Origin of the sequence: Rhizobium etli 8C-3, from assembly GCF_001908375.1 — a bacterium.
GTDB lineage: Bacteria > Pseudomonadota > Alphaproteobacteria > Rhizobiales > Rhizobiaceae > Rhizobium > Rhizobium etli_B.
Genome location: NZ_CP017244.1, coordinates 1,015,477 through 1,032,681 on the forward strand (window position 1 = coordinate 1,015,477; position 17,205 = coordinate 1,032,681).

The 17,205-nt window shown below is 59.8% G+C and carries 11 protein-coding genes; 5 read left to right on the forward strand and 6 right to left on the reverse strand.

Going from position 1 to position 17,205, the window contains the following annotated elements:
- Positions 1 to 69 precede the first annotated feature (69 nt).
- Positions 70 to 2,151, reverse strand: a complete 2,082-nt coding sequence (pbpC, locus tag AM571_RS29725; RefSeq protein WP_074064564.1) for a penicillin-binding protein 1C — start codon at positions 2,149 to 2,151, stop codon at positions 70 to 72.
- Entirely contained in the window at positions 2,151 to 7,619 is a 5,469-nt protein-coding gene (locus AM571_RS29730) for an alpha-2-macroglobulin family protein (protein ID WP_074064565.1), read from the reverse strand. The genes pbpC and AM571_RS29730 overlap by 1 nt, the downstream gene beginning before the upstream one ends.
- 292 nt (positions 7,620 to 7,911) lie before the next feature.
- Between AM571_RS29730 and AM571_RS29735 the strand changes: the two genes are divergently transcribed.
- A complete protein-coding gene (locus tag AM571_RS29735) occupies positions 7,912 to 8,310 on the forward strand; it encodes a response regulator (RefSeq protein ID WP_074064566.1) in 399 nt (132 codons plus the stop codon).
- 3 nt (positions 8,311 to 8,313) lie between these two features.
- Here the strand turns inward: AM571_RS29735 and AM571_RS29740 are convergent, their stop codons facing one another.
- On the reverse strand, positions 8,314 to 9,039 hold the full coding sequence (locus AM571_RS29740) for a TetR/AcrR family transcriptional regulator (RefSeq protein ID WP_074064567.1): 726 nt from the start codon (positions 9,037 to 9,039) through the stop codon (positions 8,314 to 8,316).
- Between the two features lie 173 nt (positions 9,040 to 9,212).
- Between AM571_RS29740 and AM571_RS29745 the strand changes: the two genes are divergently transcribed.
- Positions 9,213 to 10,412 (forward strand): multidrug effflux MFS transporter, encoded by a 1,200-nt coding sequence (locus AM571_RS29745; protein ID WP_074064568.1) that lies wholly within the window; start codon positions 9,213 to 9,215, stop codon positions 10,410 to 10,412.
- Positions 10,413 to 10,448: 36 nt separating this feature from the next.
- Here AM571_RS29745 and AM571_RS29750 read toward each other — a convergent pair whose 3' ends face one another.
- The 3 genes from AM571_RS29750 to AM571_RS29760 all read right to left on the reverse strand — a co-directional run bounded on the left by AM571_RS29750 (position 10,449) and on the right by AM571_RS29760 (position 13,468).
- Positions 10,449 to 11,486, reverse strand: coding sequence for a substrate-binding domain-containing protein (locus AM571_RS29750; RefSeq protein ID WP_074064569.1), 1,038 nt, complete (start codon positions 11,484 to 11,486; stop codon positions 10,449 to 10,451).
- A 257-nt stretch (positions 11,487 to 11,743) separates the two neighbouring features.
- Entirely contained in the window at positions 11,744 to 11,983 is a 240-nt protein-coding gene (locus AM571_RS29755; protein WP_074064570.1) for a DUF1127 domain-containing protein, read from the reverse strand.
- A 441-nt stretch (positions 11,984 to 12,424) separates the two neighbouring features.
- On the reverse strand, positions 12,425 to 13,468 hold the full coding sequence (locus AM571_RS29760; protein WP_074064571.1) for a LacI family DNA-binding transcriptional regulator: 1,044 nt from the start codon (positions 13,466 to 13,468) through the stop codon (positions 12,425 to 12,427).
- A 377-nt stretch (positions 13,469 to 13,845) separates the two neighbouring features.
- Between AM571_RS29760 and AM571_RS29765 the strand changes: the two genes are divergently transcribed.
- The 3 genes from AM571_RS29765 to AM571_RS29775 all read left to right on the forward strand — a co-directional run bounded on the left by AM571_RS29765 (position 13,846) and on the right by AM571_RS29775 (position 17,097).
- Complete coding sequence (locus tag AM571_RS29765) at positions 13,846 to 14,880, forward strand: Gfo/Idh/MocA family protein (protein WP_074064572.1); 1,035 nt, start codon at positions 13,846 to 13,848, stop codon at positions 14,878 to 14,880.
- Between the two features lie 12 nt (positions 14,881 to 14,892).
- Positions 14,893 to 15,795: a sugar phosphate isomerase/epimerase family protein gene (locus tag AM571_RS29770; RefSeq protein WP_074064573.1), complete on the forward strand. Its 903-nt coding sequence runs from the start codon at positions 14,893 to 14,895 to the stop codon at positions 15,793 to 15,795.
- A 69-nt stretch (positions 15,796 to 15,864) separates the two neighbouring features.
- Positions 15,865 to 17,097 carry an ABC transporter substrate-binding protein gene (locus tag AM571_RS29775; RefSeq protein WP_074064574.1) on the forward strand — a complete coding sequence of 411 codons (1,233 nt, stop codon included), beginning with the start codon at positions 15,865 to 15,867 and terminating at the stop codon, positions 17,095 to 17,097.
- The last annotated feature ends 108 nt before the right edge of the window (positions 17,098 to 17,205 follow it).

Below are 17,205 nucleotides of genomic sequence, written 5' to 3' on the forward strand. Positions count from 1 at the left end.
CGCCTGCCGTTCCGGAGGAGACGGCCCGCAACGGTGACAACGGGTTCTTTGTTCCCCTCAGCTCAAGATTTAGTCGATGAAGACACCGACGCTTGCCGCACGGCCGATCGCATCGATCACCGTCAGTTTCGAGTAGCCGCCACCATCCGGCATCCATTGATTGGTGCGGCGGCGAGAAAGATCGGGTAGCGGCTTGCCGTTTGCAAGCCAGCGGAACGGCGCCCGGCCGCCCTGCAGTTTCAATATCAATGGCGAAAGATCACCGCTTCTTGCGCCGAGATCGACATGCGCGCCCTCCGGCGGATAGACGATCTGTGGCGCCTGCTCTCGGCTGGAGGTGGAAAGCAGTCCGCTGGCATCTGTCGAGAAACGCCGCTGGCTCACCGGCAGATCCGCCTGGGCGATGCGCATGGCGCCAGAGGGCGGGCGCGGCAAAGGTGTGGTTGCAATGTTCGATTTTGCAAAAGCCTCAAACAGGATGGGGGCTGCCGTGCCGTAACCGGTCGATCCCGGCACCGCGCCATTGTCGGGCCTTCCCACCCAGACACCGAGCACATACCGCCCGTCGTAGCCGACTGACCAGGCGTCGCGATAGCCGTAGCTGGTCCCCGTCTTGTAGGCGATGCCGCGTTGCGGGGCGCCTGCCGGTGGAATGACGCTGGAAAGTATATCCGAAACATTCCAAACGGCGACCGGCTCCAGCAAGGGCTCGCCGTCTATCTTGCCGGGCACGGCAGTTACGCCGTCGCCGATGCGAACCGGCTCACCCCTGTTGGCAAGCGCCGCATAAAGCTGCACGAGGTCTTTCAACGTGATGCCTACGCCGCCGAGACCAATCGCCAGTCCCGGCGCTTCGTTCGGCGGCAGGATGGGGCGAACGCCGGCCCGGCGGAAGCGGACCAAGAGCCGCGCCGGATTGACGGCGTCAAGCAGCCGGACGGCCGGCACATTCAAGGAAAGCTGCAATGCCTCGCGGACCGTCACGTCGCCTTGATAACTCATGTCGAAATTACGCGGCCGGTAACCGAAGAAATCGGCAGGCCGGTCCTCGATGATCGTTTCCTGGCTGACCAGTCCCTGTTCGAAGGCAAGACCATAGATGAAGGGTTTCAGGGTCGAGCCGGGCGAGCGGCTGACACGCGTCATGTCGATCCAGCCGGAACGGCTCGCGTCGAAGTAGTCCGCCGAGCCCACTTCGCCGACGATTTCGCCGGTGCGCGCATCGGCCATCACGATTGCGAGCGAAAGTTTCGCAGGAAGTTTCATCGCGGCACTTTTCGCCGTCGCTTCAAGCCCTGCCTGTATCTGCTTTTTCAGCGTCGTGCGATGTTCGCGCTGGCTCGGCTTGCTGCCAAGCGCTGCTTCAGCAAGATGCGCGGCAAGGGCCGGAAGCTGCATGCGCGTTGCCGGAACGAGTGTCGCCTCGGCGCGCTCGGCCTCACCCTCGCCGATGACTTCGGCCACGGCAGCGCGATTCAAAACGCGTTTTCGTGCGGCTTCCGCTGCCGCCAGGTTCCTGTCGGGGCGTCGTCGTTCAGGAAGCTGGGGAAGGGCAACGAGAAGGGCAGCCTGTGCAACTGTCAGCCGCTTCGGCTCCTTGCCGAAATAGGCAAGGCTTGCGGCCCGCACGCCTTCCAGATTGCCGCCATAGGGTGCATATGTCAGATAAAGATCGAGTATCTCTTCCTTCGAAAGCCGCCGCTCGATCTGAATGGCGCGCGTCACCTGGAGGATTTTCGCCGAAAGCGAACGTCCGGCGCGCGGTTCGATCAGCCGCGCCACCTGCATGGAAAGTGTCGAGGCACCCGATACGATGCGACCGTTGGTGACCAGTTGCAGGCCTGCGCGCCCGATTGCCAGCGGATCGATGCCCCGATGCTCGTAGAAGCGCCGGTCCTCATAGGCAATCAGCATGCGCATGAATTGCGGGTCAACGTCCGCGACCGTGGTTTTCAGACGCCAACGCCCTTCCGGCGTCGCAAAGGCGCGCAGCAACTGACCATCGGCATCAAGCACTTCGGCCGACACCGCACCGGTCTTATCGAGCGGCGGCGGAAAGGCCCTATCGGCAGTGTCCAGCGCAAAAAGAACCGCGCCGGCAAGAATGAAACCGGCCGCAGTACCAATCGTGAGCTTGCGCCAGAGCCGCATTATCTTGCTGCGACAACCTCCATCTTGCCGGTCGCCGTGCGAGCCGAATACTCGGGACGGTACATATCTTCAACGGTCGCCGCCGGATGGTCATAAGCGCCCGGGGTGACGGCCCGCACGATATAGGCGACATTGATTTCCCGGTTGTCGTCGGTGGTCCGATTGAAGGCGGCAACAAAGCGATCGTTGCGGAATTCAGTGTGTGCCGCCGTCTGTTCGCCGATCCAGTCGAAATTGGTGAGCTGAGCACTGTCGACCAAGCTCGGATTATCGATCTGGAGGCCGGCTGGCAGCAGATCGGTCACGACAACGCGCGACGGCCAGGCGTTGGTTTCGGTGACGTGCAGCACTACCACGTAACGCTCGTTCTGCTGCGCCTCACTGACATTTGCCGGCTCGCCATCCAACGTGTAATAGGTGCGCTCGATAGCAAAGCCGTTGCCTCCTGCAGGCAGCGGCGTGACGGGTGCTGCAACTGTCGTGACGACCGCCGACACCGGCTCGGCCATGGCGCTCGTCAGCGTCAGGGGATTGTTCATCAGCGCGTCGCCGCTCATCTTCGCCATATAGGCACCTGTATGTAGCGCGCCGTTGACGTCCACCTTCAGCGAATCATCGCCGCTCTGGATCGCGCGCGCAGCAAGCAGCGTCCAGGCCTGTTCCTGGGTGCTCGTCCACTTGCTGCGGTCCCATTCGCGGCCAACAGCTTTTGCCAGTTCCGGTATGACTGGCGGGACGGGGCGGCTTTCGGCCGCAAGTGCCAGGATGGCCGCACCGTCGCGCAGAATAGAGCCGTAATCGGTGCGCGAAAGATTGACGCGCTGAACGATGGAATCCTCGGTCATCTGCAAAGCGTCGACGAAGATATTCTTCGACCGCGTCGCATCTCCGTAAAGTGCCAAAGCCGCGGCGACGTGAGCTTTGGCAAGCGGCGTCGGGAAGTCGTTGATCATCGTATCGGCGTAGTAGCGCAGATCGCTGATCGAGGCTTTCCTGTTGCGGGCAAGAACATAGATTGCATAGGCAATTTGATCGCCCTGCGTCTTGACGTCAACGTCGTAGCTCAGCGCGTTCTGCAGGTTCTCGAGCGCTTGGACCAGCGCGCGGTCAGGCACGTCGTAGTTCTCTTCACGCGCCCGCGTCAGGAAATCAGTGACATAGGAGTCGAGCCAAAGATCGCCTGAATCGGGTCCCCAAAGGCCGAAGCTGCCCGCCGATGCCTGATAGGACAGCACACGATAGATCGCGTCCTGGACACGCTTCGTGACGTCGGCATCGCCTTCGAGCCCGTTTTGTTTTGCAAGATCGCTGAGATAAAGAAGCGGCAGCGCGCGGCTCGTCGTCTGTTCGGCGCAGCCGAAAGGATAACGGTCGAGCGACATCAGCAGTGCGGGAATGTCGAAGGCGGCCGAACGCGTGACGTTGACGCTGACCGAGGCGCCCGGCAAAACGCTGTTGGCCAGAAGTTCCTGGTCGACCCTCAGTTTCGCCCCCGGTTTTAAGGCGATGACGCGCCTTTCGGTCACGGGCAGGGACGATGGGCGGACCGGTATGTCGACTGTCTGATCAAGCGACAGTCCAGATGCATCCGACAGATTGATCGAAACAAGGCCGTTGCCGGGCTGCTTGCCGATCACCGACAGCGTGAAATCGGATTTTTCACCGGCATCCAGATGGATTGTCCGGGAAGCTGCGGCCCCCTCGATGCCGACGGCTTCGTTGCCCATCAGCTGCAGTCTGAAATCGCCGGCGGGCGCATCGGTATTGGCGATATCGAGGCGCAGTTGCGCCGTGTCGCCGGGCGCCAGGAATTTCGGCAGGCTGGCGGTGACGACCACCGGATCGCGGATGACGATATCCTTGACGCCGTGGCCGACCCCGTCCTTGGACCAGGCAACGGCCATGAGACGCGCCGTGCCGTTGAATTGCGGAATGTCGAAGCGGACATTCGCCCGTCCTTCGGCGTCAAGCTTCACCGGACCTTTGAAGAAGGCGACGAGTTTTTGCGTCGGCGGGCTGGCCTGCAGCGCCACCGTGCCACCATCGCCACCGGTTCTAAGCTTGCCTGTCGTGCCGAGAGAAGCGTCAATCAGGCGGCCATAGAGATCCCGGATTTCAAGACCGAGCTGGCGCTGGCCGAAATACCAGTCCTCGGGATCGGGCGCCTCGTAACGTGTCAGGTTGAGGATGCCGACATCGACGGCCGCAACCGTGACATAAGCATCCTCAGTGGCTCCAGCACCCGATACCGCAAGGCTGATGTTCAACGGAGCGCGCGGCAGCATTTTTTCCGGTGCATTGACTGTTACCTGCAGTGCGCGCTGCTCGGGATCGACCTTCAGCCATTTGATGCCGATCGAGCGCATCGGCATATGGCTGTCCTGTGCGTCGCCCGGACGGAAGAGAGCTGCGGTCACATAGGCGCCAGCGCCCCATTCGGCGGTGACTGGGATCTCCACTTCGCCGCCAGTCTCGCCAATCGTGGCATTTTGTACGGCGATGAGGTCTTCCGTTCCGGCCGTCACCATCAACTCGCCGCCATAACGCGAAGAAATCTTGAGCTTCGCCGTCTCGCCTGTCCTGTAGCTCGCTTTGTCGAGTGCGATTTCAAGGCCGTCTGGCGTTTCGCTCGAGACAGCCTCCACCATCCATCCGGCATCGAATTCAACACTTGATACCGGGCCATCGTTCTCGGGGCTTTCGACTTCAAGTCGGTAGCGGCCCCAGCCGACCTGCGATGCGATCTTGCCGCCATCCAATCCGGTATCAGTCGTGCCGCTGGCAACCTGGCGGGCATTGAAGGCGGTTTCGTATTTCCACGCCGTGCCTTCCCGATACCATTGGTATTCGCGCTCAAGGAGTGAAAGCGTCCAGCGAAGCCCCTTCATTTCCTGCTTCTGGCCGTCGGCCGAGACGCCGATCACGTTGAAGCTTGCGATCGAGTTCTCGGCAATATCATCTGAAAATTCAGGCTTGATGCCGATTACCGGCCCCTGGTTCTTGACCGGGATCACGAGCGAGCGCTCAAGCGCCCGGCCGCCCGTTTCCTGCATGCGGACATGGATCGTCGCGTTCAACAACTGCGTGGTTGCCGGAAGATCGCCGATCGCAAGATCGGTCGTTGCTTGGCCGTTCTCGTCCAGTTCCGGCAGGCCTTCGATCGCCTGGCGGCTTTCTTCGTTCGCCTCCTCGTCAGAAAGACCGAAGAAGTAACCCGGGAAGCTTTGGCTTTCGCGCGTCGGGTTGATGACGACATCGCCTTCGAGCGTCAGGCCGGCTGCCGGCGCGCCGTAAAGATATTTACCGCTGATTTTAATCGTTGCCGGCGTATCGGGACCGATTACCTGGGCTTCGGTCTTCAGATCCAGCTCGGTGCGATCGGGAACGAAATCATCGACGAGGAACGTTCTGGTGCCGATCGGGGGGGCCTTGGGGTCGGTATGGACGTTCATCGTCCAGCTGCCGCGCATGGCATTTTCCTGAATCGGCAGATCGATCAGGTAGCCGCCGACGTCGCTGCTTTGCCGAATGATGCGCCGGTCTTCGACGCCATCTGGACGCATGAAGATGAAGGTCAGCGGCAGCTTCTCGATCGCCTTGCCATCCGTATCGCGGGCAAGGGCAGTGGCATGGACGATTTCGCCCACCCGATAGATCCCGCGCTCGGTCCAGGTCATGACATCGATAGCCCCGGGTGAGGCTCGTCCCGTGACGCCGCGATCGGACAAGTCGAAGCCTGCACGAGTCATGTCGACGAAGACGTAGTCGGACGCCCCGCTCCGGGCAGCCAGGACGGCTGGCGTGAGTGCTGCGGTGCCGCGCAGCAGCCCGGCAGTGAAGGTGGCTCGGCCGCTTTCATCCGTCGTCGCGGTGCCCAGAACCTCGTTGTTTTTGGCAAGCAGTTGCAGTTCGACACCGGCGATCGGCTTGGCGGAAGCGAGCGAGCGCGTAAAGACGTTGAGCCCGTCGGCTCCGGCATAGGTTGTAACGCCGATATCGGAAACGACGAACCATTGTGTCGCTTTGGAATCCCACTCGTTTTCCGGCTTGTCGGCAGGCGAGGCGGTCAGAACATAGATGCCCGGCTGGCGCTTGGGCAGGACTTCATCGACGGGGAAGCTGGTGACGACATCTTTGTTCAGAGCGTTGGCGATCTCGATTGAACCCTGCCACACGAGTTCACCGCTTTCATCCTGAATGCGCTGCGCGCTATAACCGTCGAGCTGCGTCAGGAACTGCGAAGTGGTGAGGAGCGGAGCAATACCGCGATCGCCAATGCGGTAGAGCTTGAGGTTGGCAGTTTCGATATTGACGCTGACGAGCGGAACGCCGCGGCGGGCCGTCGAAGGCAGCACGAAGCCATCGCCGGTAAAGCGCACCATCTGAGAGCGGTCCTTGACGTAGACATCGAGGCTGACGGGTACGTCCAGGACTTCGTCGACGGAAGAGGGAAGGCCGGTGCGCAAGCTGATCTTGTAGGTTTCGCCGTGACCCAGGCCCTCGACGCAGATCTGCTTGTCCTTGGCCTCGAGCGCCTTGGGGACTTGTCCGTTCAGCGTTACAAACGGTGCATAGTCGAGCGACTTGACGAGGGGTTCAGAGAACGTCACGCAGGCACGAGGCGTCGCGCTGTCTGCATCGACATTGTGTTCGGTGATACGGAAGCCCTGTTCCGATTTGAGCTTTAGATAAGCTGCCTGCACTTCCCTGGAACTTGCCAGCGCAAGGCTTGCCTTATAGGCGTTGAGGGCCGCGCGGAAATTCGAATTCTTGGCGAGCGAGGTCGCAAGCACGGCAAGAGCCTCGGCCCGCTTTGAGGCTGTGCGCGTCAGTTGGTAGCCGTTCAACCCATCGACCAGTGCCTGGCCGAAGGCCTGGCTGTCAGTACCGCCGAGCGAATTTGCGGCGCGAGCCGTCTCCAGCCAGAGATCGGCATCGTCGGGCGCCAGCGCCAGCGCATGATGAAAAGCGTCGATCGCACCTGCGAGGTTGTTGGCGGTAAGATCAAGGCGCGCCGTTGCTGTCAGGCTGTCGACGGTCTGGCCCGGTTGAGCGTCGGTGAGCGCCAGATTGGCCTTGAAGTCGCGCGCTTGCTGGATGATGTCTTCCGACAGAAAGCTGAGGCGAGGGGGCGCACCGATATCGCGCTCGCGCGGTCCCGCCGTCGTTTCGACGACCCGACCGGCGATGGCGCCCGGAAATGCGTTCATCGTCTTGAAGTCGGACTTCAGGAAACACCATTTCACCTTGGGGTTATAGGTGAAAGCCTTGCAGCTCTTGTCACCAATGCACGAGGTCTTGCATTGTTCGAGCGAAACGTTCTGTTCGGTCCGCAGGTCAAAGCCGAAGAAGTCAGCGTCCTTGATCGTCTGGATATCTCGCTTCGTCTCCGCAGCTGTCGCGGGAAGGCTGGCCGCGATGGCTGAAACGGCAATGACGGCAGATGCAAAAAACGAGCGTACAGACATAGGTCCCCCCCGGTCGCTGGCGCTTCATTGCGGCACTCTCCTGCGGCCGAAAAGACTTGTCAATACAACTTCAAATTTAGAGATGCTTTTTATCAAAGGCTTACGCCACGTTTAGTGTTTTGTTAATATTAACAATAGCTTATTCGAAAAATAATGCGTATCGGTCCGGAACATATCCCCCGCTTGCCCGTTATTCACCCAAGTTCCGCTGCTGCGCAGTCTTTCGTGTGCCGGGTGGAAAGGGCGTTTGGCCACGAATTGTTTTGCGTAAGCTGGCTTATAGGACAACCTCATGAACCAAAAAGTATTGATCGTGGAGGACGAGTTCTTGATCGCCCTCGATCTTGAAGCAACCGTTCACGCCATGGGCATGGAAGTGACAGGGCTTGCCACAAACAAGGAACAGGCGTTGCGTCTTGCGCCGACGGCGGACGTCGCTTTTGTCGACGTCAACCTGTCGGATGGTGCGACCGGACCGGAAATCGGCCGCCGACTGGCGCAAGACCACGGTATTGCCGTCGTCTTTATGACCGGCAATCCGGACATGGTGGCAGGAGGCATCGAGGGGACGCTCGGCGTCGTCAAAAAGCCGGTCAAGCCGTCTGTCGTCGAGCAGTCGCTGAGATATGCCGTCGCACGCCGCAATGGCGCGCTCGCTGCCGTTCCGTCGCAGATGCTGGTCTTTGCCTGAGGCTCAGCCGCTGGCGGGCGCAAGCCGCCCGGCGCTCACACCCGCACCGTAGGCGCGAAGGAACGTCGTGACCGCATTGCGGGCGGCACTTTCAATCTGCTCATCGCTCGGCGTTTGCCCGAACAGCATCATGACCTGCAGATCCGCATTCGCGAGAGCAAGGAATTGGCGTGCCGCCACATCGAAATCTTCGATCGTCAGCGCACCGCTGGCGCTCAACCGCGCAAATAAGGCGCCGAGCGCCGAAACGATCCTGCCGGGGCCTTGCTGACGCCAAGTCTCGAAGAGATGCGGATAGCGCTCACCTTCGTTCTGGACGAGACGGCGCAGGAACTTTCCGTCCTGGTTGCAAATGCAATTCTTGTTGATCCGGATCGCGAAGGCGACAAGGTCTTCTTCCAAATTGTCGGCATTGATCGGAAATGTTGCCAGCATCGAAAAAATCATCGAATTGGCGCGCTTCAGCACGTCGTCCACGACGGCGATGAACAAGGTCTCTTTCTCGCAATAGTGATTATAGATCGTTTGGCGCGAGACATTGGCCTCTGCCGCAATCTCGTCGATGCTTGCTCCTGCGAAGCCCTGGCGGCAAAACACGTCCGCGGCTGCTTCAAGGATGGAAGCGCGCTTCTTGAACTGGCCGCGCTGGGTCGGCTCGTCCAATTTCTTTTCGGATGGCGCGAAATTCTTCATCTCTCTATAGATAATGCGCCTTGACGTTTTAGACAACGTTGTCTAATTTTACATATGTGTCCAAAATAATTGACACGTCGGTTCGCATTCGCTGACGCCGGTCCCAGCGCGTCGGGCAGGCTGCAGCCGCCCCTCATTTGAATCCTTCGAAAGCAACGCGGCGGAGTAGATCCGCTTCCTTCGCTGCGCATTTATGAAAGATCATCAAAATGACCGCTTCATTCTTTCGCATTGCGATCATTCTCGGGCTGCTATCAGCCATAGGTCCCTTTGCTATCGACATGTACCTTCCCGCGCTGCCTTCGATCGGCGCCGATCTCGGTTCTAATAATAACGTTACCCAGTTGAGCCTTCTGTCGTTCTTCATTTCTTTTGCACTGGCCCAGTTGCTTTACGGTCCGCTGTCCGACATGTGGGGCCGCAAGCTGCCACTTTACCTGGGCATCGGCATCTTCACCCTTGCCAGCATCGGCTGCGCGCTGGCGCAAGACATAGAAACGCTGATCGCCTTCCGTTTTATCCAGGGCATCGGCGGGGCGGCCGGCATGGTCATACCACGCGCTGTTGTTCGTGACATGCACACTGGCGTTCAGGCAGCCCGTCTCATGTCGCTACTCATGCTCGTCTTTTCAATTTCCCCCATCCTTGCTCCGCTGGCCGGCAGCGCGGTCATCGAGTTCTACGGCTGGCGGGGTGTCTTCTGGGCGGTGATGGTCGCGGCCGTCGTCGGGCTCGTGCTGCTTGCCACACAGCTTGACGAGACTCGCCCGACGAAGGATCGTAAGGGCAGCAGCCTCGGCAGCGCGATGTCTGCCTATGGATTGCTTTTGCGCGACAGGAATTTCCTGACGCTCACCACCATCGGTGGTCTCGGGATCTCAAGCTTCCTCGTCTACCTCGCCAACTCGCCCTTCGTTCTGATCCAGCACTACGGCCTGACCCCGACGCAGTACAGCTTCGCCTTTTCCGTCAATGCCGTGTCCTTCTTCGCCGTTTCGCAGGCGACCGGATGGCTCGGAGAGCGTTTCGGCCTCGCTCGCGTCATGCGCTCAGCTGTCACCTTCTATTGCCTCGTCATGGTCGTGATGGCCGTCGTAATGGCGGCGGGCATCAACGAGCTTGCGGTCATGGCCGTCTTGCTTTTCATCGGATATGGCTTTCTCGGCCTTGTCATCCCAACGAGCGCGGTTCTTGCTCTGGAGGATCATGGTCAGATCGCAGGTACGGCCTCGTCATTGATGGGAACATTGCACTTCGTCATTGCGGCTGTCGCGATGGTGGTGTCTAGCCTGTTTGCCGACGGGACGGCCGTTCCGATGGCCGCAGGCATTGCGGCCTGCGCGCTGCTTGCATTCGTCCTTACTCAAGCAACGCTCGGCCGCCGCGCCGCCGCAGCGCCGGCTGAATGACAATTGCGGCCGCTCCGAAGATGGCGCGGCCAGTTTTCACGAATTGAGTAAAAAGGCGTCGCTTTCGCCTGGCACCAGTTCCAGCGGCCAGATCGTGTTGCGCGCGCCCTTGGGATAAAATTTCGCATAAGCGGGCATGGTCGCAAGCAGCGTTTCGGCCAGTTCGACACCGAGATCGCGCAGCGACATGCGAAAACAGGTGAGGGCAGGTTGCAGGAATTTAGCGCGCGGCTCTTCGCGGAAGCCGATCACTGCCAAATCGCGCCCCGGAACGACGCCTGCCTCGACAAGGCGTCTGTAAAGACCAATCGCCATCAGTTCGTAGATCAGGATGATGGCTGTCGGCTTGTTGTCCAGCAGCAGCAATTCGTGTCCGGCCTGATAGCCACCTTGTTCGCTCGATTTGACGCGGATGACGAGCTTCGGGTCGTAGGGGATGCCGTGGCGCTCAAGCGACTTTTGGTAGGCATCGACGAAGACATAGCCGAGATTGATGTCGCTCGAGGGTGCTGCGATCGCGATCCTGCGATGTCCCTTGGCCACCAGCCGGTCGACGGCCGATGCAGCTACGCCTTCGAAATCGAGATCTATCCAGGTGTAGTTGCCGCCCGATGAACTTCGTCCGAGCGCGACGAAAGGGATCTTGGCTTTCACCAGAAGATCGATGCGCCTATCGATCCGCTGCGTCGCTGAAAGAATCATCGCGTCGACGACGCGCCGCGCCACCATGCGCTTCAGATATTCGTAGGGATCTTCGTCGCTGGGGCAGGGCAGCATTACGAGGTCGAGCTTGTGGCGTGCAAGCACGCTCTGCAGACCGCCGGTGAGGCCGAGAAAAAAGTTGTCGCTATTTTCGACCGTTTCTTTGCTTGATTCGATCATCAATCCGATGACGTTGGTCGTGCCCTGCCTCAGGCTCCGGCCGGATTGATTTGGCACGTAGCCGAGCTCTTCGGCAGCCGCCAGCACGCGCTTGCGCGTTTCCTCGTTGACGTCCGGCTTGTCGTTCAGCGCGCGGGAAACCGTCCCAATCGAAATGTCGAGATGCTTGGCAAGCTGACGGATTCCCTTCATCGGCTGCGTTCTTCCTCCTCGATCAAAGCGCGTAGCCTCCTCTTATTGCCACAGGAACGCGTCTGCGCAAAGCGGCCGCAGGCTCGCTTGCCCATGGGCGGCAGCCGTGGGCGGCACGGACGTCAGATGAAAACCGGCCCAGGATGACGATGCCGCATCGCTTTTGCGCTTGCCAGCCGACATCTACTTCACGCTCCTCATCAAGGTGGTCCGCAGGCAGATGCCAGCCCCGGCAGCCAGGCCGCCGGGGCTGGAAGTCATCTTGTGTCTGGCCAGATGCTCCAGTACCTCTCCGCGCTGTGCGCGTGCTCGGCCTCCGGAAGGCCGATATCGCGGCGCATACGATCTGACAGCTGGGAGACCTGGCTCACCGTTTGGTGATGCCTCCAGGCGGCCAGGACCAGCGCGCGCGCTGTCCGCCAGACGCCAAATTTCCGGTATAGTTCATCGACCGTTGCTGGCAGGGTTTCAGCAACTATAACTTGTACTTCACGCATGATTATCCGCCCCGGCTCAAGCAGCCAGGTCCTCTTGAAGGTTCAAAGACATACGGAGGCGGACGTGGAACACACCTAGTCGCTCGGCGGTCCGACTCACGTCAGGTCAAGTTGGGAAATGCCAAATTGGCAGGAATCCGGGGTTTACACGGCCTCGGACGAATACAGGTCCCGATTGGATGCACAGTGCATCGACGTCATGGGAGCCATCCCGCCAGCGGAGCGTACAAACACGAGAATGGAATTCATTTCACGCCTCCTCTGATCAAATCTGCGAGATAGCCGCATATTTGCACAACGGCGGGTGGTCAGCAATACTAAATCATGAATTGTAGCTATCATCGATAAGGTTGTTGCGTGACGGCAACACGTCACTTCCGACGCCTGTTGTCCGGCAGCTATCTGTGGCGAGCGGCAAAAGGGATCGCGTCGGCTTTAAGGTCAGGGAGTAAAGCTGTCGCGGAAGACAAGTTCCGGAACGATTCTCTCGTAGGCAGGCGGCAAGTCCGGATTGGCAAGCCGACGCTCGACAAGGTCGACGGCGCGCTGCGCCATGACGACCGGATCCTGGCGGAAAGTCGTAAGCCGGTAGCTGAGCCAGGCTGCCTCCGGCACATCATCGAAGCCGATCACCGCGACGTCTTCCGGTATCCGCAAGCCGAGCGTCTTTCGCACATGATCCATCAATCCGAAGGCAATCAAATCGTTGGCGCAATAGACGGCATCAGGTCTTTCGGTCTGGGAGAAGAGCTGACGCGCGGCATCCATGCCGCTGTCATAGTCGGAATCGCTGCCGCGCCCGATCGAGATCGAAGCGCCGCACTCTTCGGCTGCCGCCAAGAAGGAATCCTTGCGCTCTGCAATGCTGGACGTTGCCGAATGCGACACTGCAACGGCAAGTCGCCGGTACCCCTTTTCGAAGAAAGCCGTCGCTGCTTTGCGGGATGCTTCGGCGTTTCCGGCACTGACATGATCGGCATCCGGCTCGCAGCGACCGATGACCACCAACGGCTGGCCGTTGCGATGCGCGATATCAACGAAGCTGGCGGGTGGCGATCCGGAAAGAATGATCGTTGCTTCGGCGCGGTGGCCGATCAACACCTTCTGCGCGGCAAGCATTTCATCCTCTGTCTTGCCGGTGTCGATCAGGATCGGGATGCTGCCTCGCCTTATCAGCGCCTTTGCAAGTGCTGCGGCCAGATGGGCGCGGAAGCCGACTTCCGGCCGCGTCGCAACAATACCGACCAGGCGGCTCTGATTTGCAAGGACGCCACGTGCCAGGTCGTTGACATGATAGCCGAGCTCCTCGGCAGCCTTCTGCACCCGTTCGCGGGTGGCGGGCGCAACGCTTGCGCCTGGGGTGAAAGTGCGTGAAACGGCGGAGCGTGAAACGCCCGCAAGCTGGGCGACCTGATCTGCGCTGGCAAATCGCATGCGCTCCTTGGGCTTGGTCTTATTTTTCTGGCTCGTCGGGCCGTCCTTCATTGGTATTCCTTTTTCTCAGCGCGAAGTCACGAACAGCTCCTGATTCGCATGGGCACCAAGGATGCAGGCATGAGCGCGGTCCTCACTGCTATGTTTCCGTGCCACGGCGCTTAAAGCAGCAGTAGGGCGCCTGTTCTGCCCGTTTGGGTGCTGATTGTTTTCCTAAAATCTCTGTTTGTCAGCCAGATGACATGCCTGCCATGACCGCGCTGCATTGAACAGGGATTCCACCAAGATCGTGCATTCAAACCCCTTTTCCGCACTATTCGAGCCTGCTTTGCCTTCTATTGACAGCAAGAAACGTTTCCGTTAGGATCGTAAACGTTTACGGGACATGCCTTCGGAGATTTGCCGGAGGCGCGCCGCGGGAGGAAATCGTGACATTGAATGCAGTGCTGTGCGGTTGCGGAGCCATGTCCAAGGGCTGGTTGCGTGCCATAAAGGAAACGCCGGCTCTAGCCGAAGCAATCGAGGTGACGGGCCTCGTCGATGTGAACTTGGCTGCAGCCGAAGCGCTCGCCGCTGAATTCGGCCTGAATCGGGCCTTGATCGGCACCGATCTTTCCGATGTTATTGCATCGGCGAGGGCGGATATCGTCTTCGACGTCGTCATCCCGGTTGCCCGCTTCAATGTCGTCTCTACAGCCCTTAAGGCGGGATGCCATGTGCTGAGCGAAAAGCCGATGGCTGCCTCGCTGGCGGAAGGAACTGCCCTGATCGATCTTGCCGCAGAGACAGGCAAGATCCATGCGATCATCCAGAACCGACGCTTCATTTCCGGTGTTCGTCGCATGCGCCGTTTTGTCGAAAGCGGTGCAATCGGCGATCTGACCGGGATCCATTGCGACTTCTTCATAGCCCCGCATTTCGGCGGCTTCCGCGAAGACATGGACAATGTCCTGCTTGTGGACATGGCGATCCATACCTTCGACGCCGCACGCTTTGTCGCCGGCAAGACGCCGCTCGCCGTCTACTGCGTCGAGCGCAATCCGAAGGGGTCGTGGTATCGTCACGGCGCCTGTGCCAACGCCACCTTTGAATTCTCCGACGATGTCATTTTCACCTATCGCGGCTCCTGGTGCGCTGAAGGCGAGCGCACGAGCTGGGAAAGCCAGTGGCGTCTCGTTGGCTCCAGGGGAATGCTGACCTGGAATGGAGATGAAACATTCCGCGCCGCGGTCGCCGGGGAAGAGAGGGGGCTGCTTCGCGGCTTTACGCCCGTCGATGTTCCAGGGCCGGAGCGGGACGAGGAGACACGCGGCCATGCCAGCGTGATTGCAGGTTTCGTGGACGCCATCCGGACCGGCAGGCGGCCGGAGACGGCCAGTTGCGACAACATCAGAAGCCTTGCCATGGTCTTCGGCGCGGTCGAGAGCGCCAGAACGGGCAAACGTGTTGTAATATCAGCATAAGGAATTGAGATCGTGAGCAATCCTGCAAAATCCATCCGAATCGGAACTATGGTCAGCGCGTCCAAGGGCGGGGCCGACAAGCGCATCGGCCAGATCGCCGATATGGGATTCGAGAGCTTCGAACCCTTTTTCTGGCAGACGACGAACGGGCAGGATCTCGCCGAGCTCGGCAAGCGCTCACTCGATGCCATCGGCGATCGCGACATCACGATCTCGACGCTCGGCATGTTCGGCAATCCGCTGGAAGAAACCGATATCGACTTGCAGACGCTGCAGGGCTGGAAGGACTGCATCGACAATGCCCATCATTTTGGCGCCAATTGCGTTGCCGGCTTTACCGGCCGCATCCGCGGTGCGCCGCTGACCGACAGCCTGCCGCGCTACAAGCAGATCTGGAGCGAACTTGCCAAGCGCGCCGCCGACAAGGGCATCAAGATCGCCTTCGAAAACTGCGCAATGGACGGCAACTGGACAACCGGTGACTGGAACATCGCGCATAATCCCGATGCCTGGGAGCTGATCTTCAATGAGACGCCGGACGATAATATCGGCCTTGAGTGGGAACCGTGCCACCAGATGGTCTACCTGATCGAGCCGCTGCCGCAGATCCGAAAGTGGGCAAAGAAAATCTTCCATGTCCACGGCAAGGATGCGACGATCCGCTGGGATGTCATCAAGGAGCATGGCATCTTCGGCAAGGAAAAATTCGTCCTCATGCGCACGCCTGGCTTCGGCGACAGCAACTGGACGGACATCATTTCGGAGCTGCGTCTGGCGGGCTGGTCGGGCTCGATCGATATCGAAGGCTGGCACGATCCGGTTTACCGCGACGTGCTGGAGATGACAGGCCAGGTCTACGCACTGAACCATCTGAAGCATGCCCGGGGCGGCGACTTTGTCGCCGATCCGGTTTAATGATACGGCGCCCGGCAAGGAGGATTTGCCGGGCAGTCGGGGAATGGGTAACCACAAAGGAGGAGAACCATGGCTATCCGCAAATTCGCAGTCCTGAGTGCTTTGGCACTTGCCGGCGTCTCGCTCTTCGGCTTTTCAGCCAAGGCCGAAGACGTGACCATCAGCGTCTGGTCACTTGATCGCGACATTCAACCGGCGCCCAATCTCGTCAAGGAATTCAACGCGCAGAACAACGGCATTAAGATCGAATACCGCCTCATTCAGTTCGATGACGTCGTCACCGAAGCGATGCGCGCCTATGCCTCCGGTCAGGCGCCCGACATCATTGCCGTCGATAATCCCGAACACGCAATGTTCGCTTCGCGTGGCGCCTTCCTCGATCTGACCGACATGATCTCGAAGTCGACCGTGATCAAGCCGGAGAATTATTTTCCCGGGCCGCTGAAGTCGGTCGAATGGGACGGGAAATACTATGGCGTGCCAAAAGCGACGAACACGATCGCGCTCTACTACAACAAGGACATGTTCAAGGCGAAGGGCCTCGACCCGAACAAGCCGCCGCAGACCTGGGACGAGCTCGTTGAAGACGCGCGTAAACTGACCGATCCGGCCAAGAACGTCTATGGCCTGGCCTTCTCTGCAAAAGCCAACGAGGAAGGCACCTTCCAGTTCCTTCCTTGGGCCCAAATGGGCGGTGGCGGCTACGAGAACATCAATGCCGATGGTGCGGTCAAGGCGCTCGAGACCTGGAAGACCATACTGGACGAAAAGCTTGCCTCGCCGGATACACTCACGCGCGGCCAGTGGGACTCGACCGGCACCTTCAACTCCGGCAATGCAGCCATGGCGATCTCCGGTCCGTGGGAGCTCGACCGCATGGTGAAGGAAGCCAAGTTCGATTGGGGTGTGACACTGCTTCCGGTCCCGAAGGCAGGCGCAGAGCGTTCATCGGCCATGGGCGACTTCAACTGGGCGATCTTCGCAAGCTCCAAGCACCCGGCCGAAGCTTTCAAGGCGCTTGAGTATTTCGCCTCTCAGGACGACAAGTTGTTCAAGAACTACGGCCAGCTTCCGGCCCGTTCCGACATCACTATCCCGCAGACCGGCGAAAAGCTGAAGGATGATGCTCTCAAGGTCTTCCTCGAGCAACTGAAATATGCCAAGCCCCGTGGCCCGCACCCGCAGTGGCCGAAGATCTCCAAGGCGATCCAGGACGCAATCCAGGCCGCATTGACTGGCCAGATGAGCGCCAAGGAAGCGCTCGACCAGGCCGCCGACAAAATCAAGGCCGTTCTGGGATAATTGGCGCAGTCAATCGCTTCGTCTTCTCCCCGGTCCGGGGGGAAGGAGAAACTCAACCATTTCCTCCCGGCAGGGGCTGTCTTGCGCGAGAGCGCCAGGCAGCGCCGT